This window comes from Acinetobacter radioresistens DSM 6976 = NBRC 102413 = CIP 103788 (assembly GCF_006757745.1).
GTDB classification, from domain to species: Bacteria; Pseudomonadota; Gammaproteobacteria; order Pseudomonadales; family Moraxellaceae; genus Acinetobacter; species Acinetobacter radioresistens.
The window spans coordinates 437,430-454,743 of sequence record NZ_AP019740.1 but is presented as its reverse complement, the minus strand read 5'-3'; the positions used below and the strand labels follow the sequence as shown (position 1 = coordinate 454,743).

Here is a 17,314-nt window from a genome sequence, read left to right as displayed (position 1 = left end):
ATAAAGCATTCGATTTGAGGTAAAATATTTAAACTGTTTCTTAAAGTGACGAGCACAATAAAATGTCTGCAAATACATGGTTATCTCAGGAAAGTCTGGTTCTGGCCAGTAACAACAAAGGGAAAATTGCCGAGTTTGAAAAACTGTTTGAACAGCTGGCACTTCCAGTTGAGGTCATTCCTCAAGGTCAGCTAAATATTGCTGATGCAATTGAAGACGGGTTGAGCTTTGTTGAAAATGCCATTATTAAGGCCCGTCATGCTGCACGTATTTCTGGCAAACCGGCGATTGCCGATGATTCGGGGATTTGTGTCCCGATTTTAAATGGAGCACCCGGTATCTACTCGGCTCGCTATGCTGGAGAACATGGGAATGATGCAGCCAATAATGCTCGCTTACTGGAAGAATTAAAATCTCTGCGAAGACCCGGAGAACCGGTTGAAGCCATGTTTGTCTGTGTTTTGGCCTTAGTACAACATGCTGAAGATCCGCTACCGCAAATTTTTGAGGGCGTGTGGCAAGGAGAGATTCTGGAAAAACCACGTGGTGAACATGGCTTTGGTTATGATCCCCTGTTCTGGTTACCAGAACTTGGCCTGTCCAGTGCCGAGCTGCCAAAAGAAGAGAAAAATAAAATCAGTCATCGCGGGCAGGCCATGCAGCTATTTCAACGAAGTTTGCAGAATCATCAATAAGCCACAGTTTAAATTCGTTTTAAAGGGTGAAAAGTTCCTTTTCTTTAAGAAAGGAACTTTAAACGATGTGTAGTAGCAGACCATAAATCAGAATAATTGCGCAGCTCACCATAGTACCTGAAGCAATATACTTGGCAGAGATTCCAGTACCCTGATAATGAGTTTCTAGCGCCACAATATTTGCCGCCGGCGGCAAACAGAACAGTAGAAACATGACTCCTATATACTGCCCGATATGTGGAATAGAAATAAAAAAATAAGTCAGACTACATAAAACCAGTCCACAGCACAGTTTAAGTACAGCCAGTTTTAAACTATAAGTTATATCGTCTAGCTGAACTTTCGTCCGGCGCAGCCACATGCCTAGCACGCACATCCCCGCAAAGCTCATACCGATTTTGGCCAGACCGTAAAGCATATCAATCCATTTATGCTCAGGCATATACTGAAAACCGAATAAGCGGCACAATATAGCAATAGTCAGGGCAATTACTGGTGGTGATTGAAGCACTTTTTGCAAAATACTCTTCCAGGACTGCTGCTCCGAACTGACCGCAGTCACTGCCCAGATGTTGCCAAAAATTGAACCGCCAATATATAAAGCTACCATTGGTGCACTGATTTCAGGCCCAAATAAAGCAATCGCAAAAGGAAAACCGAGCCAAGCCATATTTACATAGCTAAAACATAAAGACTGGAGCTTGTCTTGAGAAATGAGCCAGAAAAAATAAAATAGAATTACCGCGACAATAAAACTAAATATCATCAGGCTAAGGCTGCCTGCCTGATAAAACACCATATTATAAATAATGACAGCGGGTATAAATACTCGTGCCAGCAGGGTTGCGAGCATAGTTTTTAATGCAGAGGCATATGCAGTTGTCGCCAGTCCCAGACCACATAAAAATGCAAAGAGGGGTAAAAGCAATGCCACGTGGTTTTCCTCTGGTGTTGTGGCGCTATGGTAGCACTAACATTAATTAAATGCTCTAAATGGCAGGCTGTCTTTAAACTGCAATATATAAGTCACAAGGCTGTCATACAGACCTGTTGAGATATCTTCTAGTTAAAACAGGAGAATTTTCTATGGCTGGACTATCTATTTGGCATGTGGTCATTTTTGCAATTGTCGTTATCTTGCTGTTCGGCACGTCAAAACTTAAAAATTTAGGTAAAGATGTAGGTGGTGTAGTTAAAGACTTTAAAAAATCTATTCGCGAAGATGAGCAGCAAACTGTAGCCCTTCAGGAACCGCGCACTATTGAACACCAGAATGTTAGTGCTGACACAAATTCAACCGTAAAACACTAGGGTATTTTTCATGCTCAATATTGGTATGACTGAGCTGCTGGCTTTTGGCATCATTGCTTTATTGGTGCTTGGGCCGGAAAAGTTACCAGAGGCAGCACGCTTTGCTGGCAGGTGGTATGGCAAGATCAAACGTATGGTCAGTAATGTACAGGCTGATCTGGACCGTGAATTGCGCCTTTCAGAACTCCGTGAGCAGATGCAGCAGGAAATGGCCCGTATTCAAGAGCTGGAACAGAAAATGCAAGCCCAGATGCATGAACTACAACAACACAAAAACTTTGCAGATAACGCTCTACAAGAACATGCAAATACTCATAATAAAAATTTATCCACGCAGTACTTTTTTATTGAGCAAGCCCCGTCTCTGGTCCTGACTCGTCAACCAGAACGGCCGGCCTGCTTTTGCCAAATTACTGAACAGCCAGAAAGCCCTGTACAGTCTTCTTATCCTGAACTCAAGGTGGCTGTATGAGTCAACTTTCTCCTTCACAGCTCCCAGGCCCAATATTAAATGAGCAGTCACAAACCCAACTTGAAGAGATGCCCATTACCCGGCACTTAATGATTTTGCGCCGTCATCTTTTTAAAATTGTTGCTATTCTAATTGCTCTATTTTTTTGTCTGCTGCCTTTTGCAAACCGGACTTATCAGCTACTTTCAGAACCACTAAGGGCCCAGTTACCCAGCTCGTCAACCATGATTGCGACCGATGTAACCGCGACGTTCATGGCGCCCTTCAAGCTGAATTTCTTTATCGCCCTCATGATTGCCATGCCCTTTATCATTTATCAGCTCTGGACATTTGTAAAACCGGCGCTATATGAAAAAGAAAAATCCTTAGCCCTGCCCTTATTGGTAGGAAGTATCAGCTTGTTTTATGCCGGCATTGCATTTGCCTATTTTGTTGCCCTGCCTTCAATTCTGCATTTCTTCATGAGTGTGTCACCTGAAACAGTGGCACCGATGACAGACATTAATAGTTACCTAGCTTTCTGTTTAAAACTGTTTCTGGTATTTGGACTGACTTTTGAAATTCCGATTATTACTTTGCTTCTGATTTTGATTGGGGTTGTATCTACACAACAACTGGTCGAGAAAAGACGTTTTATCATTGTCGGGTGTTTTTTTATCGCCATGTTTGTTACTCCACCAGATGCAATTTCCATGGTTATGCTGGCTATTCCAATGTGGCTACTTTTCGAAGCTGGACTTTTCTTTGGAAAACTCATTGAAAGGCGTAGAGCAGTCTAAGATCTTCAACTTTATTTCAGCAGACTTCGGTCTGCTTTTTTCATCATACTGTCTTATTTTCTTCACCTGAATGTCACTTAACCGTCAAGGTCCCGTCATATTTATCACCTAATTTAATTACAACTTAACAACACCTTACTTGTATTTAGGAAAAAACATGACGCAGCTGACGCCATATCATGAAGATCAAGAACTTGATAATAATACTTCATCTAATATCCATTTCCGTGACATTTTAGAGCAACGCATGACGCGCCGCAGTCTCATTACCAAGACAGCAAGTGGAGCAGTTGCCTTGGCGCTGGCTTCTACACTGACTGGCTGTAATGATGATGACGACAATAGTAATAGCGGAACAGCACCAGTTACTCCGAATGACCCTAACCAGAAGCCTAGCAAACTTTCATTTACTCCAGTGGCTAAAAATCTGGATGACATTGTGACTGTACCTGAAGGCTATCAAGCTACTGTAATCTATGCGTTGGGAGACCCAATTAATCCAATGCTTGGGGACTGGAATGATAATGATATTCCACCTGGTCCAAGCTTCCAGTTCCGTTCTGGTGACTGCCATGATGGTATGCATTTCTTTGGTTTAAACAGCGCTACAGACCGCTTTGATGATACGGTCTCAGCACAAGGTTTGCTGGTAATGAACCATGAATACATCAACCAGACCTTCCTTCATCCTAAAGGTCCAACCAAGGTTGAAGGACGCCGTCCTGAGGATGAAGTTATTCGTGAAACCAATGCGCACGGCGTATCTGTAGTCCATATTAAAAAGGACCCGGCAACTCAAAAAGTAGAAATTGTTAAAAACTCTGTTTTTAACCGCCGTATTACTGCCTCAACAGAAATGGATTTTGCCGGTGCTGCTGCAGGTTCCAGTCTGCTTGCTACACGTTTTTCACCTGCCGGACGTCAAACACGTGGTACACATAACAACTGTGGCAATGGCTATACACCTTGGGGTACTTATTTAACTACCGAAGAAAACTTTATTGGCTATTTCCAGCGTTCAGGACATGACGAGTACCAACGTACAAATGCCGAGAAAATCGCATTAAAACGTTATGGTCTGGGACTAAAAAAAGACGAACCTTATCTTTATGAGCTGGATGAGCAGGGCGCTCCTAAAAAGGGTGAAGATGGCAAAATTGTTTATAGAAAAGATTCAAATGGTAATTTAATACCAAATATTGATGATCAGGGTCGACCAGTCTATTTGGGCGCAAGCTCACGCTATGCTTGGGAAACTGTCATTGGACAGGTTGAGTCACAGGATCTATATGACCGCTGGAATGCTGATGTAAAAGCGGATCAGCCTACTCAGGACTATCGTAACGGACCCAATACTTTTGGCTGGATGGTCGAGATTGACCCGTTTGATGGCGGTCAGAGACCGGTTAAACGTACTTCTTTAGGCCGTTTTGCACATGAAGACAGTGCCTGCCGTGCAGTAGCGGGCCAACCTTTGGCATTTTATATGGGTGACGACTCTAAAGGCGAATACATCTATAAATTTGTCTCGAGTGCAGTATGGGACCCGAAAGATGTAAACCGCGGCTATACTGCTGGCGATAAATACATGAACTCAGGAAAACTGTATGTTGCCAAGTTTAACAGTGATGGTTCAGGCCAGTGGATTGAACTAAGCTATGGTAAAAATGGTCTGAATGAAAGTAGCAGTACTTATCCCTTCACCTCTCAAGCCGATGTGGTGACATTTGCCCGTTTAGCGGGGGATGCTGTCGGCGCAACAAAAATGGACCGTCCGGAATGGGCGACCGTTAATCCGGTAAATGGTGAAATCTACGTTACCCTGACCAACAACTCGAATCGGGGAACCAGTTACCCGACAGATGCAGCTAACCCGCGTAATTATGATGACCTTAAAGACAAAAAAACTCAAAGTGGCAACGTAAATGGTCATATTATCCGTTTTAAAGAAACCGATGATAAAACTACAGCTGAAACCTTCAAGTGGGATATTTATCTGTTTGGTGCCGAAGCCTCTATGGCATCAAATATTAACCTGTCTGGTCTGACTGATAACAATGACCTGTCTTCACCAGACGGAATGTGGTTTGACCCGCGTGGTGTGCTCTGGATTCAAACAGATGATGGAGCTTATACCGATGTCACAAACTGTATGATGCTTGCTGCTTTGCCAGGTCAGATTGGTGATGGTACTACCGCAACTACTTCAAGCGGACAGCAGACATTAATGGGTGCAAAAGTAACAGACTCAACCCTGCGCCGTTTCCTGGTAGGGCCAAAACAGTGTGAAATTACCGGGATTGCCATGACCCCTGATTACAAAGCTATTTTCATTAATGTGCAGCATCCGGGCGAAGACTCTGCCAGCTATGTAACTCCTGCAAGTCACTGGCCGGCAACCCAAACTGACCGGAATAACACTACAGCCCGCCCACGTTCGGCAACTGTCGTAATTACCCGTAAAGACGGCGGCGCAATTGCGGGTTAATCCTCTTTTTATGAATATGCCGGCCTATTGACCGGCATATTTATTTTTGTTGAGTCAGAGAAATCCGCTGCTGCACAATCTGCCCGCTCTGCTCTCCTTGCTGAGTCTTTTCCAGCCAATTCCATGCATGATGGTACAACCTTAAAAAATTTGAACACCGGGTTCCGTACATCGGGCTTTGAATAAAAGTAGAAGAAAGTAGCAGTTCCATATCCTGACTGATACCCGTCTCTGGCAGGGCATTCTGATCTACCTTGCGCTCATCTTCTAAAATATCCCAGACAGCTGACTCCAGTATGTGCTCAGCAACAGGACGCTGGAGCATAGGTAAAAATTCCTGGGTAAAGCGCTTTCGTAAATGCAAGGTCTTTTGCCAGGAGTCGCTCATGAGCCCGTTAGAAATTACGTATACGCCACTGGCCAGCACCTGAGGAGCCTCACCTCGGTTACTCATATATACTGCCTGCGTTTGATCTCCTATCACCAGGTTAAAACCAGCATATTCCTGCTGTTGTTTCTCAAGCATTTGAGCAAAGCGAATGGGTTTCTGCTCAGATTCCAAAAAGGCCTGCACTAAATGACCACGCGAGGTCGGATAATGCTGCCGGTCTGTGCCATCACGAAAATTGGTGATCACTGCCCAACGTCCAGATGCTGTAATACCCATCCACGTACCACCAGATTGTAAATCTTTGCCAGCTATAACCGGACTGTTCTCCCAGTGATTCAAGACTTGCGTAGGTCGCTGATAAAACTCATCCCGGTTAGAAATCAGGCATAATGGCATACGATCTAACACTTGCCAGGCTAAAGCCACAATACACATAGGCATCTCTCATGATCTTTACACATTGAATGTACAACATTTTTAGGAACATTCCGCTAGAATCTGTGCAAAACGAATACATAAAGGAGCTGTAATGCTGACCTATCCGAGTATTGACCCAGTCGCGCTGGCACTGGGTCCTTTAAAAGTTCACTGGTATGGGCTGATGTATTTATTGGCCTTCTTGTTTGCTTGGGGACTGGCCAGCTACCGGGTTAAACAGCGTGTAGGCTGGACCACCGATATGGTATCTGATCTGGTTTTCTACGGCGCACTTGGTGTTGTGATCGGTGGACGGCTGGGTTATGTGTTCTTTTACGGATTTGATCAGTTCCTAGCCAACCCGCTCTGGTTATTCGAGGTCTGGACCGGGGGCATGAGTTTCCATGGCGGTTTTCTGGGGGTTATGCTAGCAATGCTGCTCTGGTGCCGTAAATATCAGAAAACCTGGTTCCAGACACTGGACTTTATTGCGCCATGTGTCCCCACTGGTTTGATGTTTGGCCGCATCGGAAACTTTATCGGTGGTGAGCTTTGGGGTCGTCCAGTTATCAATCCAGACTATCCCTTCGGAATGGTTTTTCCGCATGTAGATAATCTGGTACGTCACCCATCCCAGCTTTATCAAGCTTTAGGCGAAGGCCTGATTCTGTTTATCGTGTTGTGGTGGTTTAGTTCCAAGCCACGTCCACGTATGGCAGTTTCAGCGCTGTTCCTGATCGGTTATGGTATTGCACGCTTTGTGGTTGAGTTCTTCCGTGAACCGGACAATGGCCAGCTCTTTATTGGCTGGATGAGTAAAGGCCAGTTCCTGACCCTGCCAATGATACTGATTGGTCTGTGGATGATGTGGTACGCCTACCACAGAAAAATTTATGACTGGGGTCCACAGAAAAATACCTGATACATAGAGGAGCAATTGCTCCTCTTTTTTATGCTAAAGTTCTGAGCTGTTCTGCTTGATTTCAAAAGACTATGCTTGAGTTCTGGTTTGATCCTAAAGTTTCCATCACACGTAAATTGCTGATCTTTGTATCTATTGCAATAATTACTGCTGTGCTGTATGGGATGCAGCCGTTGGCATTAGACGCTATTTTAATGTTTTCGGGCACAGGTATCATTTTTTTAATCTGCCGTTACTGCAAAATGCACTTTGCAGCCGGGCAGCCCGCTGGCTTGCTCTATCGTCTGTTAACCTGGATTCCCATAGCATTATTGCTTGCCCTGATTTTTATGAATATGAAAGAGGGCGAAATTTTACTGCCAGGTGCACAGGGAATTGGTTTTATGGCACTGGCCGTTTGTCTGTTCTCGCCTTTATCCCTTCTACATAAAAACAAAAATCCAGAAGAGAGTATGTAATGCTTGATTTTTGGTATTCGGCACGCTGCACCCGTCAGGTTAAGCTGATAGTTTGTATTATGACCTGTGCCATGATTTACCTGTGTTCTACTGTGCAGGCGTTGTCGGCTGTATTGACAGGATTTAGTCTTGGTTTGGGCATATCAATACATCTACTCAGGCAGCTGAATCTTAAAATAAGACAAGATAATATTTATAAAAATGGCCTTTCTATTTTGCTCTATAGCGTACCTTTGGCTGTTTTTCTTATTTTGCTTTATGTATTGCCTGATGAACATAAAATGATTTTAGGATTACAGGTGCTAGGGTTTACTGCATTAGGACTATTTATCGTATCGATCTATGAAAACCGCGCCAAACGCTTTAAATAAATTTTTCTCCAACCAAAACGCTAGATTTATATTTGAACTATAGGCATTTCAGGTTTCAGGACAATAAGCTGTAGTTTCAAGCTGTTTTAGAAAAGTCGAAAAACCTTGAGGTGTACGGGCTATTAAGCGGCTACTGGTCATGACCCTTACCCGGTTACTCCATATCACCTTGTATTGCAGGTTTAACATTCTTTTCACCAGACCTACATCCTCATGACAGGTTAGTGCTCCAAACCCGCCAGACTTGATATAGGCCTCGGCACTAAAACTCAAGTTGGCGCCATGAATATGTCGATGATCCATATCATCACAATAATGCTGCAGATAGCGCTGCCGGGTAAGTGACGACAGATGTTGCCAGCTATCTACCTCAACCACGCCACAGATTACATCAGCAGGCTGATGCAATAGCTGCTGCTTAAGCCAGAAGCGGTCTACTTTCGAATCTGCATCAGTGCAGGCAATCCAGCGGGCACCTGTAGCAATGAGAGTGCGAACACCCAGATCACGGGCATGGCCTACACAGCGCACTGCACACTGCAAGTAGTTTATACCTGCACGTTGTACCAGTTTCAGAGACTGATCGGTACAACTATCTAGCACCACCAAAACTCTTACCTGAACGGAAGCCGGCAGTTCATCTACAGCCTGTTGAATGGCCAGCAGGCAGTCAGACAGATGCTCTTCCTCATTATGGGCAGGAATGACAATGCCAATCATGTTAGTCCCTCCTGATGTGCCAAGCTACCAGACTCTGTAGTCCAGAGGTCGACCAGAAAATCCGGATCATCTAACCCAAGATAATGATAAAGTTTCAGGTGCTGCTTTAACAGCTGATGGACTAAATTCCCGTTTAAACTAAACCCGTCAATTGGGTAACGCCAGTGACAGCACAGCAAAGTACCGGTGTCATTTAAACTCCGTTGTACCCATTCAATCAGCTGTAACAGTTCATTCTCATTTAAATAGTAAGCAATCTCGCTAATCACGATGAGATCAAATTTTTCTTCAGGACACTGCTGGGGAATCCGTTTCTGCTGTATATCAATATGTAGCTGTCCTTTTAAGCGCTGCCGGGCCAACTCGACTGCTTTGCTGTTTGCATCCAAACCAAGCAGTTCGTCACAGCGGCTGGCCAGCTCTTGACTAAAAACCCCATTGGCACAGCCAAGTTCCAATATGCGTCCGTACCTTTGCCGGGGTAGCAAGGCCAGACAAATCTGCCGTTTGCGCTGTTCATACCAGCGCTGGGTATAACCCCATGGGTCATCATTATAATGATAGAGTGTATCAAAGTAATCCTGTTCAGGCATGTATATAAACCTCGCAGGGCATCAAGATTCGCTCTACCGTATGTGAAGATAAAATAGGTGCCTGTCCGGTACTTGGGTCTGTTTCAAGCTGGCTTTTAAAGCACTGAATCGCCTGTTTCTTGAGCCTGAGCTGTGCGGCTGTCAGTTCCAGCTTGCAGGCAGATTTCCAGGGAATACGGTTGTCCTGTGGCCTGGCCCAGTGCCATGACCAGATCAGGACTTGATAACAGCTAAGCTGCTGTTGATCTGCCAGCCGCTGTACAGTTTGACCAGTTGCTTCATGATCAGGATGACCATCCTTTGCAAATGTACACACCAGAATATCATCAGGTCTGACCAGCTCTTTTAGAGCAGCATACAACTTTTGCTGCTCAGCAGTCACTTCACCATCTGTCAGCTGCAGTGCAATCCGGTTTACCCGATTCTGCACGCCTAATACTTTAAGCGCATTCAGGCTCTCTTGAGGCCGCAGCTGATCCAGCTGCTGTGGTGTATAAAGCTGTGAGTCCGGATGGCTTTGTGTACCATTAGTCACAGCCACCAGCAGAATTTCACGTTCCAGTGTACTAAGCTGCTGTATCAGGCCAGCACATCCTAAAATTTCATCGTCTGGATGCGGCGCTATAATCAGTATACGTTGCCCTGCCGGAAAGGCTTGCTCAGGGACAAGCGTCTGTAATGACTGTAACCCGCTCCATTGCTGCCAAGCCCGTTTGGTCGTGCCATTTCCATAAATCAGGCGGTCTCCTACCGGACTATTTATAACATCCATGCAGTGTCCTCCATAACCGAACGCTCACCAATCTGTTCCAGATCAAAAGCCGCATGGCTTTGCCTTAAAAAAACCGGTAAATCTGCTGCCATTTGGGCAAACATGGTATTTTCACAGAAAGGTCGTGCTCCCAATGCCTTACCAACCAAGTCCAGAACCTTTTGTGCAGTCTGCTCAGTCTGAATACGCAACATCCGAATAATCAGCTCGTGACTTTGCGTAGGATGCTGATCAATTTGTGCTGCTACATATTTGAAATATTCACGGGTGGTAGCTAACGCACTATTTACTTCACCTAGATACATTAGCCGAAAAGTATTGGGTTTCTCCTGACAGGCCTGTTGTAATGTATGGGCCAGACGGGTAGCCGCACCATACCAGCAAGCTGCCACACCAGCAGCACCATGCCAGAATCCTGATCGGTCTAGATATTGTCCGGGCTGCCCTACCGTTTGTGCAACAACTTTATTAAAACTGATTTTTGCAGTCTGGGTATAAGCCATTCCTATAGCATTCCATCCACTATGGTCGATGCAAATATCTGGCTGGTGCATGTCAACAATTAACAGCTGTGAATTATTCTGTGTATCCCGATAGGTCATGAGTCCATAATCGACCAGCCCCGCACCCGAACACCAGTACTTATTACCTGAACATTGCCCATTTTGGTAATAAAGTGGTTGTATGCCACCCTCTGCAGCCCAGACAGCATAGACTCCCGCAGGCACCTTGCTGTAACCAAGCTCATGCAAAATACTCAAAGCATCCAGATGGGATTCAAACCATTTCACCAGATTCAGGTTAGTTGCCGCGACTTTTGCCAGAACTTTCCAGCGTTCATACGTCTGGCCGCTTGCAGGATGAGGAATTTCGCTACTCAAATTGCAAAGTTGCTTAAATGTCGTGATCAAACTGTCTGAAAGATGAGAAGAATCCTGCTCAAACTTGGTCAATATGATATTCAGGGTGGTCATAAAACTCCCAGATATAGCTGTATTACTTTAAAAAGAACACAGCGAGCTCAATGATTATGATGAATTTTTTATAATTAAAAACTTATAACATTGAATAACTTGATACTCATAGAGGTCTTATACCTTTCATTCAGTCAGGTTCTGTAAAAAAATATTATTAAAAGTAACTTACTCAGTAATTATTTTTATATCCGGTTCTGTTGATATTCAGGAACGTGGTTGGAAAATAAAACCATGATGAACCTCGTCTTTTAATGTAGCGGTTTTCAGTCAGGCTAAAAAAAGCTAATATGTACGGTCAGCTGATACTTATCTCTGATCTTCTTAAGCCCTTCGATTTTCTTAGGCCCTTCCTAGTGAGAGAACCATGCGCCAATATCTAGACCTTTTACAACATATCCTTGAACATGGTGGTGATAAAGGTGATCGTACCGGAACAGGTACTCGTTCTGTATTTGGTCATCAGATGCGCTTTGACCTCTCTAAAGGCTTTCCACTTTTAACCACAAAAAAGGTCCATTTTCGCTCTATCGTCGTTGAACTGTTATGGTTTTTAAAAGGCGATACCAATGTGAAATATTTACAGGATAACAAAGTAACAATCTGGGATGAATGGGCAACAGCTGAACAAACTGCCCGCTTTGGGCGTCCTGCCGGAGAACTGGGACCAGTCTATGGACATCAATGGCGTAACTTTGGTGCGACCCAGAATGAAGATGGCAGTTATCAGCAAAACGGGTTTGACCAGATTTCCTGGCTAATTAATGAGATCAGAACCAATCCGAATTCACGCCGGCTCATCGTTTCTGGCTGGAATCCTAAAGAAGCCAGCCAGGTTGCATTGCCACCTTGCCATACCCTGTTTCAGTTTTTTGTACAAAATGGCAAATTGTCTTGCCAGCTTTACCAGCGCAGTGCCGATGTATTCCTGGGTGTACCCTTCAATATTGCGAGTTATGCCCTGCTCACTCATATGATTGCTCAAGTCTGTGACCTTCAAGTTGGTGATTTTGTCTGGACCGGGGGTGATACACACCTGTATGCCAACCATTTTGAGCAAGCCAGATTACAGCTGGGCCGTGATCCGCTAGAACTGTGTCAGTTAAAACTGAATCCAGAAGTAAAAAGTATTTTTGACTTTAAATTTGAAGATATTGACATTATAAATTATCACTCGCATCCTGCAATCAAGGCACCGGTGGCTGTATGAGTTTTCAAGGCTTAGAAGTTGTACATGTAGTTGCGATGGACCAGCAGCGCTGTATTGGCAAAAATAATGATCTGCCTTGGCACATTCCAGCTGACCTCAAGCATTTTAAAGAGATTACTCAGGGCGGTGTAGTAATCATGGGCCGCAAGACCCTGGAATCCATGGGACGTGCTCTACCTAAACGGGTCAACTGGGTAATTACCCGTGATCCAGACTGGTCGTTTGAAGGTACCAAGGTTGCACATAGCATCGAGGATGCTCTAGAACAGGCCATCACTGATGTGAAAACCAGTGAAAAACCTGAGAGTTTATTCATCATTGGGGGTGGAGAAATCTTTAGACAGACGCTGGAGATAGCTGACCGTCTGGAGCTTACTCATGTTAAACTAAATGTGCAGGGTGAAGCTTATTATCCTGAAATTCCTGAATTTTTTAAAAGGATTCAAAGTACACCACAAAAAGATGACAAAAGCGGAATTGAGTTTGAGTTTGCAACCTATCAGAAATAGAAGGGACTCAGACTGACTTGATCACTTATGCACAATATTGGAAAACGTGATTTTTTTTATTGCTTTAGGCAAAGGGTTACTGCATTTTATCTTTAGCTTGTTTGTTATTCTTTCATCTATCTGGTTATGTCTGGCACTCTGGGTTCAGGAACCTGTTAGCTGGCTGGTTACCCGGATTCTGATCGGAAGCTGGATCGCTTTTGCACTTAGTGTGCTTGGTATTTATGCCAGCCAGCATTTTTTTAGCCGCCGTATAAACAGTATCATCTATATTTTGTGTTTTATGGGTGCCCTGTCTTGGTATATAGGACTGGATGCCCGGCAAGACCGCGACTGGAACCCGGAAGTTTCCCGACTTCTTGAATACGAGCGTCAGGGTGATCAAGTAACCTTACATAATGTCCGTAACTTTGCTTGGGAAGCAGACGGTAAAGTCCATGAGCGCTGGGAAACCCGGCATTTTGATTTAAACCAGATTACCGGAATTAATATCATCACCTCTTACTGGATGGGTCCACAAATTGCTCATACCCTGGTCAGTTTTGATTTTGCCAATCAGGAGCCCCTTACCTTTTCTATTGAAATTCGTAAAGAAAGAAATGAAGAGTTTTCAGCGATTGGCGGTTTTTTTAGACAGTACGAACTGAGCTTGGTGGCCTCGGATGAGCAGGATATTATCTATACTCGTAGTAATATTCGTCATCAACAGGTATATTTTTTTCCCATCAGGATGAGTGCCTCGGAACGTAAGGCTCTTTTTTTAGAATATTTAAAGACGGCAGATGAACTGCGGGCAGAACCGCAGTGGTATAACACTCTGACCAGTAATTGTACTACCATCATTTTTGATATGGTTCAGGCAATTAACCCGTATCAGTTACCCAAAGATTATCGGCTGCTGGCTTCGGGCTATTTACCAGAGTATTTGTATGATCTGTATGCTCTAGATCATCAATGGAGCATTCAGGAATGGTATCAGCATGCACATATTAACCCGCGCACTGAACAGATCAGTCAGAATCCTGAAAAGATTCAACAGTTCTCTCAACTGATGCGTCAGGGTTTACCCTCACCTCAGCCTTAAAAAGTGAGACTTTACTCATTTTATTTAGAAAATACACCTAAAGCTACATATTGAAGCTAAATTTTGCGTTATGTTTTTACTTTAATGTCAATAACATAATAAATGATGAGAACGCTAAAATGTTTAAACAGATTTTAATGGCGAGCGTGATAGGCAGTTCGGTTCTATTTACTGCATGTACGAATATGCCTGATCAAGGCAATACTACTGTCGACGTTGTTCAAGCACAATTATTGGATCGCAACTGGACCGTAACATATATCGGCAATACCGAGATTGTTAAAACTAGCCAAGCTGTCCAGACTCTCCCAAGCCTGATGCTTGAATCAGCCACACAACGTTTTAGCGGCACTGATGGCTGCAACCGGATTATGGGTAGCTATCAGCTTACCAATAAAGGACTGGTTTTTGGCCAGATGGCATCCACCCGTATGGCTTGTTTAAATCCGAGTAACCAGCAGGTTGCTGCAGCTTATAACGAGGCTCTCGCTAAAGTAAGCGCTTATCAGGTCTATCATAAAACCTTAAAGTTACTCGACCGTCATGGCAATGTAGTAATGCAGCTTAGCAGTCCAGCCCGACTACGCTAAGAATTGAATAGATTGATTTGCCCGTTTAGACGGGCTTTTTTACGTCTGTTGCACACAAGCTCTATTGTAGCTCTATGAAAATTTATTATAGTGGAGGAAATCTATTCAACAGGATAAGACTATGCAACAGGCATTATTTGGAGGCGGCTGTTTCTGGTGTGTTGAAGCAGTTTTTCTGCAACTCAAAGGTGTAGAAAAAGTCGTCAGTGGCTATGCAGGCGGTCATACTGAGAATCCGGATTATGAAGCTGTATGTAGCGGACAGACACATCATGCCGAAGTCATTCTGGTAGAGTTTGATGAACAGCAGATCAGCTATCAGCAGCTACTTGAAGTATTTTTTGCCACTCATGACCCAACTACGTTAAACCGTCAAGGCAATGACATTGGCACACAGTACCGCTCAGTGATTTATTATTTTGATGAAGAACAGCAGCAACAGGCACAGCAGATGATTAATGCGCTCAAAGCTGAGGGTTTAGATATTGTGACAGAACTGAGTCCGGTACCTACTTTTTATGAGGCTGAAGAGTATCATCAGAATTTTTTTGCCAAAAACCCTTCCCAAGGCTACTGTAACTTTATGATTCCTCCAAAACTGTTAAAGTTGAGAAATAAATTCCAGGATTTACTCAAATCTGAATAAAAAACATCTATAAAAAAAGCGGCTATACTGGCCGCTTTTTTAACGTTTTTATTTTAATTATCACTAACGAAAGCAATATCGCTGAGCCCGGCTTCGCTCGCACGAGACATTACCTGCGCTACAGTGTCATACCGTGAGTCTTTATCTGCTCTTAGCTGAACTGTGGGTTTACGTTCAGCCTGTCCGGCTTCTGCAAACCGGGTTTCAAGCTCTTGAAGACTGATCATCTGATCATTCCATGCCACCTGATTCTGGGCATTGATACTGATTGTAATCGCCTCAGGCGGCGGATCGATAATTTCTGCTGTAGTTTGTGGCAGATTTAATGGAATTGATGGGTTGGCAACGGTCGCTGTCACCAGAAAGATGATCATCAAAACCAGCATAATATCGATGAGCGGAATGAGATTCATCTCATTCATGCCAGCATCGTTATCTTCACCCAATTGAAAAGCCATTAAGCCTGACCTCCAGCATATTGCTGCTGTGCAGCATTATTTACTTCTGTTTTAGATACATTACTGTCCTGCTGTAACATAGTATCAATCAGCAAGCTATGTGCCTGATCTTGCAGGTCATGAGCAAGTCCACGATTGAAACGTACTGCAATGTTATAAGCCAGTACTGCAGGAATCGCTACGGCCAAACCAAGTCCTGTCATGATCAAGGCCTCACCTACTGGTGTTGCAACCTGAGCAAGACCGGCCTGGCCACTCTTACCTACGGCCACCAGGGCATGAAAGATTCCCCATACTGTACCGAACAAGCCAACAAATGGTGCAATAGAAGCAATAGTCCCCAAGACTGCCACACCTTTTTCTGCAGAAGCTTTCTCTGCAGAAATCTGGCGCAGTAGAGCCTGTTCAGCGACTGCTTTACGCTGCTCAAAACCGAGTGGTGCCAGTTTGGTTTTAAGTTTAGCCAAAGCCTGCGAGAGTTGAGCATAAGCTTGCTGTTTAAGTTGGCGGGTACCCATCAGACGTAAAATAAAGATGGTCCATGTCGCAATCGACATTGCCAAGAGCACGAAATACAGTGTTTTGCTGACTGCATCCGCATGTTGCCAATAAACTGAAAAGTTCATACTCGAACTCCTGAAAATGTTAGCCGTTAGGATTCAATGTTAATTCAAATGGCTGCTCGGCCCGGATCGGATAAGCTACACCATTTTCTTTATACGGTTTGAATTTTGCACTACGCACTGCGCGTAAAATCTTTTCATCGAGTGCACTAATCCCACTTGATTTGGTAATACGGGTCCGCTCTTTAATAATAGAACCTTTTTCATCTGCCTCGATATGCACCACAATTACCCGGGTTTCACCCTGCAAGTCTTTATTACTATAAGACGGTTTTGGTGAACGGCTCCACTGTACTCCTGCTCCACCAATTGAAACAGTTTTTGGAGACGGTGGCGAAGGCGGAGCCGGTGGTGCAGCAGCAGGTGCAGGTGGCGCAGCGGGTGCGGATGCCGGTTTAGCTATTTTAGTTTCTGAAGCTGTTGTGGTAGCTACAGGTGAAGGCACTGGCGGTATTTCTACCGGTTTCGCAACAGGTTTAGGTGCTTCAGCTTTTTTCACCTGCTGAACCTTCTCAACCTTTTTCGGTGGCGGAGGTAAAGGTTTTTCAACTACTTTTACTTCTTTAACCTCTTTTGGCTTGGCAGGTTCAGCTTTTTTTGGCTCAACCTTTGGTTTAGGTGGTAAAGGTTCAGGTGGCTGCTGGATCTTGACAAACCGGACCTGTAAAGGTTCTTTTTCAATCGGTTTAAGATCAGCAGTTTTAAGATGGCTCACACCCCAAAGCACACCGATATGCCCGACCATTACCACAGCTAAAGCTGCGACAATTTTCTTTTTCATCGGGTTAGAAGGGGGCATACTGGACACGGAGGAATGACTCATAAGAATCT

21 protein-coding genes and 1 pseudogene are annotated in these 17,314 nt (G+C 44.2%); 13 read left to right on the top strand and 9 right to left on the bottom strand.

The genetic code is table 11. From position 1 onward, the window contains the following. Positions 1 to 62 precede the first annotated feature (62 nt). Positions 63 to 695 (top strand): RdgB/HAM1 family non-canonical purine NTP pyrophosphatase, encoded by a 633-nt coding sequence (rdgB, locus tag ACRAD_RS02135; RefSeq protein ID WP_005023345.1) that lies wholly within the window; start codon positions 63 to 65, stop codon positions 693 to 695. A gap of 58 nt (positions 696 to 753) precedes the next feature. On the opposite strand, the gene ACRAD_RS02130 is transcribed toward rdgB, so the two are convergent. Further along, complete coding sequence (locus tag ACRAD_RS02130; protein WP_005023343.1) at positions 754 to 1,629, bottom strand: AEC family transporter; 876 nt, start codon at positions 1,627 to 1,629, stop codon at positions 754 to 756. A 152-nt stretch (positions 1,630 to 1,781) separates the two neighbouring features. Here ACRAD_RS02130 and tatA point away from each other — a divergent pair, with 152 nt between their 5' ends. From tatA to ACRAD_RS02110, 4 genes are all read left to right on the top strand, one after another. After that, positions 1,782 to 2,006, top strand: a complete 225-nt coding sequence (gene tatA / locus ACRAD_RS02125) for a twin-arginine translocase TatA/TatE family subunit (protein WP_005023341.1) — start codon at positions 1,782 to 1,784, stop codon at positions 2,004 to 2,006. A gap of 10 nt (positions 2,007 to 2,016) precedes the next feature. Further along, a complete protein-coding gene (tatB, locus tag ACRAD_RS02120; protein ID WP_005023338.1) occupies positions 2,017 to 2,478 on the top strand; it encodes a Sec-independent protein translocase protein TatB in 462 nt (153 codons plus the stop codon). After that, on the top strand, positions 2,475 to 3,257 hold the full coding sequence (gene tatC / locus ACRAD_RS02115) for a twin-arginine translocase subunit TatC (RefSeq protein ID WP_005023337.1): 783 nt from the start codon (positions 2,475 to 2,477) through the stop codon (positions 3,255 to 3,257). Before tatB ends, tatC begins: the two co-directional genes overlap by 4 nt. 157 nt (positions 3,258 to 3,414) lie before the next feature. Continuing rightward, entirely contained in the window at positions 3,415 to 5,745 is a 2,331-nt protein-coding gene (locus ACRAD_RS02110; protein WP_005023335.1) for a PhoX family protein, read from the top strand. A 40-nt stretch (positions 5,746 to 5,785) separates the two neighbouring features. On the opposite strand, the gene ACRAD_RS02105 is transcribed toward ACRAD_RS02110, so the two are convergent. Next, positions 5,786 to 6,571 carry an NRDE family protein gene (locus ACRAD_RS02105; protein WP_005023333.1) on the bottom strand — a complete coding sequence of 262 codons (786 nt, stop codon included), beginning with the start codon at positions 6,569 to 6,571 and terminating at the stop codon, positions 5,786 to 5,788. Positions 6,572 to 6,665: 94 nt separating this feature from the next. Between ACRAD_RS02105 and lgt the strand changes: the two genes are divergently transcribed. From lgt to ACRAD_RS02090, 3 genes are all read left to right on the top strand, one after another. Next, positions 6,666 to 7,475 (top strand): prolipoprotein diacylglyceryl transferase, encoded by an 810-nt coding sequence (lgt, locus tag ACRAD_RS02100; RefSeq protein WP_005016611.1) that lies wholly within the window; start codon positions 6,666 to 6,668, stop codon positions 7,473 to 7,475. 71 nt (positions 7,476 to 7,546) lie between these two features. Continuing rightward, the gene (locus tag ACRAD_RS02095; RefSeq protein WP_005016614.1) at positions 7,547 to 7,933 is read left to right on the top strand and encodes a hypothetical protein; all 387 of its coding nucleotides are present in this window, start codon (positions 7,547 to 7,549) and stop codon (positions 7,931 to 7,933) included. Next, a complete protein-coding gene (locus ACRAD_RS02090; protein ID WP_005023331.1) occupies positions 7,933 to 8,304 on the top strand; it encodes a hypothetical protein in 372 nt (123 codons plus the stop codon). Before ACRAD_RS02095 ends, ACRAD_RS02090 begins: the two co-directional genes overlap by 1 nt. A 48-nt stretch (positions 8,305 to 8,352) precedes the next feature. Here ACRAD_RS02090 and ACRAD_RS02085 read toward each other — a convergent pair whose 3' ends face one another. From ACRAD_RS02085 to ACRAD_RS02070, 4 genes are read right to left on the bottom strand one after another with little or no spacing between them, the layout of a single operon-like run. Then, positions 8,353 to 9,024: a glycosyltransferase gene (locus ACRAD_RS02085; RefSeq protein WP_005023329.1), complete on the bottom strand. Its 672-nt coding sequence runs from the start codon at positions 9,022 to 9,024 to the stop codon at positions 8,353 to 8,355. Beyond that, positions 9,021 to 9,617 (bottom strand): class I SAM-dependent DNA methyltransferase, encoded by a 597-nt coding sequence (locus ACRAD_RS02080; protein ID WP_005023325.1) that lies wholly within the window; start codon positions 9,615 to 9,617, stop codon positions 9,021 to 9,023. Before ACRAD_RS02080 ends, ACRAD_RS02085 begins: the two co-directional genes overlap by 4 nt. Next, entirely contained in the window at positions 9,610 to 10,389 is a 780-nt protein-coding gene (locus ACRAD_RS02075) for a PIG-L deacetylase family protein (protein WP_005023323.1), read from the bottom strand. The genes ACRAD_RS02080 and ACRAD_RS02075 overlap by 8 nt, the downstream gene beginning before the upstream one ends. After that, positions 10,377 to 11,363, bottom strand: coding sequence for an acyl-CoA/acyl-ACP dehydrogenase (locus ACRAD_RS02070; protein ID WP_005023320.1), 987 nt, complete (start codon positions 11,361 to 11,363; stop codon positions 10,377 to 10,379). Before ACRAD_RS02070 ends, ACRAD_RS02075 begins: the two co-directional genes overlap by 13 nt. Positions 11,364 to 11,730: 367 nt before the next feature. On the opposite strand from ACRAD_RS02070, the gene thyA reads away from it, so the two are divergent. The 5 genes and pseudogenes from thyA (at position 11,731) to msrA (ending at position 15,402) form a co-directional block, all read left to right on the top strand. Then, positions 11,731 to 12,573: a thymidylate synthase gene (gene thyA / locus ACRAD_RS02065; RefSeq protein ID WP_005023318.1), complete on the top strand. Its 843-nt coding sequence runs from the start codon at positions 11,731 to 11,733 to the stop codon at positions 12,571 to 12,573. After that, positions 12,570 to 13,082: a dihydrofolate reductase gene (locus tag ACRAD_RS02060; protein WP_005023315.1), complete on the top strand. Its 513-nt coding sequence runs from the start codon at positions 12,570 to 12,572 to the stop codon at positions 13,080 to 13,082. Before thyA ends, ACRAD_RS02060 begins: the two co-directional genes overlap by 4 nt. A gap of 27 nt (positions 13,083 to 13,109) precedes the next feature. Further along, positions 13,110 to 14,166: pseudogene (locus ACRAD_RS02055) on the top strand (Lnb N-terminal periplasmic domain-containing protein). 119 nt (positions 14,167 to 14,285) lie between these two features. Beyond that, positions 14,286 to 14,756, top strand: a complete 471-nt coding sequence (locus ACRAD_RS02050; protein WP_005023310.1) for an META domain-containing protein — start codon at positions 14,286 to 14,288, stop codon at positions 14,754 to 14,756. 121 nt (positions 14,757 to 14,877) lie between these two features. Beyond that, positions 14,878 to 15,402, top strand: a complete 525-nt coding sequence (gene msrA, locus ACRAD_RS02045) for a peptide-methionine (S)-S-oxide reductase MsrA (RefSeq protein WP_005016635.1) — start codon at positions 14,878 to 14,880, stop codon at positions 15,400 to 15,402. Positions 15,403 to 15,455: 53 nt separating this feature from the next. On the opposite strand, the gene ACRAD_RS02040 is transcribed toward msrA, so the two are convergent. Genes ACRAD_RS02040 through ACRAD_RS02030 form a run of 3 tightly spaced genes read right to left on the bottom strand, consistent with a single transcriptional unit; the run spans position 15,456 to position 17,306 of the window. Then, positions 15,456 to 15,860, bottom strand: coding sequence for an ExbD/TolR family protein (locus ACRAD_RS02040; protein WP_005016638.1), 405 nt, complete (start codon positions 15,858 to 15,860; stop codon positions 15,456 to 15,458). After that, entirely contained in the window at positions 15,860 to 16,486 is a 627-nt protein-coding gene (locus tag ACRAD_RS02035; RefSeq protein ID WP_005016640.1) for a MotA/TolQ/ExbB proton channel family protein, read from the bottom strand. Before ACRAD_RS02035 ends, ACRAD_RS02040 begins: the two co-directional genes overlap by 1 nt. A 19-nt stretch (positions 16,487 to 16,505) precedes the next feature. Then, positions 16,506 to 17,306 (bottom strand): TonB family protein, encoded by an 801-nt coding sequence (locus tag ACRAD_RS02030; protein ID WP_005023308.1) that lies wholly within the window; start codon positions 17,304 to 17,306, stop codon positions 16,506 to 16,508. Positions 17,307 to 17,314: the final 8 nt, after the last annotated feature.

What these genes read in the sequence shown, in the direction of transcription:
- tatB (WP_005023338.1), top strand. Translation starts at nt 2,017, where the DNA reads ATGCTCAATATTGGTATGACTGAGCTGCTGGCTTTTGGCATCATTGCT.
- ACRAD_RS02075 (WP_005023323.1), bottom strand. Translation starts at nt 10,389, where the DNA reads ATGGATGTTATAAATAGTCCGGTAGGAGACCGCCTGATTTATGGAAAT.
- msrA (WP_005016635.1), top strand. Translation starts at nt 14,878, where the DNA reads ATGCAACAGGCATTATTTGGAGGCGGCTGTTTCTGGTGTGTTGAAGCA.
- ACRAD_RS02060 (WP_005023315.1), top strand. Translation starts at nt 12,570, where the DNA reads ATGAGTTTTCAAGGCTTAGAAGTTGTACATGTAGTTGCGATGGACCAG.
- tatC (WP_005023337.1), top strand. Translation starts at nt 2,475, where the DNA reads ATGAGTCAACTTTCTCCTTCACAGCTCCCAGGCCCAATATTAAATGAG.
- ACRAD_RS02105 (WP_005023333.1), bottom strand. Translation starts at nt 6,571, where the DNA reads ATGTGTATTGTGGCTTTAGCCTGGCAAGTGTTAGATCGTATGCCATTA.
- rdgB (WP_005023345.1), top strand. Translation starts at nt 63, where the DNA reads ATGTCTGCAAATACATGGTTATCTCAGGAAAGTCTGGTTCTGGCCAGT.
- ACRAD_RS02110 (WP_005023335.1), top strand. Translation starts at nt 3,415, where the DNA reads ATGACGCAGCTGACGCCATATCATGAAGATCAAGAACTTGATAATAAT.
- ACRAD_RS02095 (WP_005016614.1), top strand. Translation starts at nt 7,547, where the DNA reads ATGCTTGAGTTCTGGTTTGATCCTAAAGTTTCCATCACACGTAAATTG.
- tatA (WP_005023341.1), top strand. Translation starts at nt 1,782, where the DNA reads ATGGCTGGACTATCTATTTGGCATGTGGTCATTTTTGCAATTGTCGTT.
- ACRAD_RS02030 (WP_005023308.1), bottom strand. Translation starts at nt 17,306, where the DNA reads ATGAGTCATTCCTCCGTGTCCAGTATGCCCCCTTCTAACCCGATGAAA.
- thyA (WP_005023318.1), top strand. Translation starts at nt 11,731, where the DNA reads ATGCGCCAATATCTAGACCTTTTACAACATATCCTTGAACATGGTGGT.
- ACRAD_RS02070 (WP_005023320.1), bottom strand. Translation starts at nt 11,363, where the DNA reads ATGACCACCCTGAATATCATATTGACCAAGTTTGAGCAGGATTCTTCT.
- ACRAD_RS02080 (WP_005023325.1), bottom strand. Translation starts at nt 9,617, where the DNA reads ATGCCTGAACAGGATTACTTTGATACACTCTATCATTATAATGATGAC.
- ACRAD_RS02090 (WP_005023331.1), top strand. Translation starts at nt 7,933, where the DNA reads ATGCTTGATTTTTGGTATTCGGCACGCTGCACCCGTCAGGTTAAGCTG.
- ACRAD_RS02085 (WP_005023329.1), bottom strand. Translation starts at nt 9,024, where the DNA reads ATGATTGGCATTGTCATTCCTGCCCATAATGAGGAAGAGCATCTGTCT.
- ACRAD_RS02040 (WP_005016638.1), bottom strand. Translation starts at nt 15,860, where the DNA reads ATGGCTTTTCAATTGGGTGAAGATAACGATGCTGGCATGAATGAGATG.
- lgt (WP_005016611.1), top strand. Translation starts at nt 6,666, where the DNA reads ATGCTGACCTATCCGAGTATTGACCCAGTCGCGCTGGCACTGGGTCCT.
- ACRAD_RS02050 (WP_005023310.1), top strand. Translation starts at nt 14,286, where the DNA reads ATGTTTAAACAGATTTTAATGGCGAGCGTGATAGGCAGTTCGGTTCTA.
- ACRAD_RS02035 (WP_005016640.1), bottom strand. Translation starts at nt 16,486, where the DNA reads ATGAACTTTTCAGTTTATTGGCAACATGCGGATGCAGTCAGCAAAACA.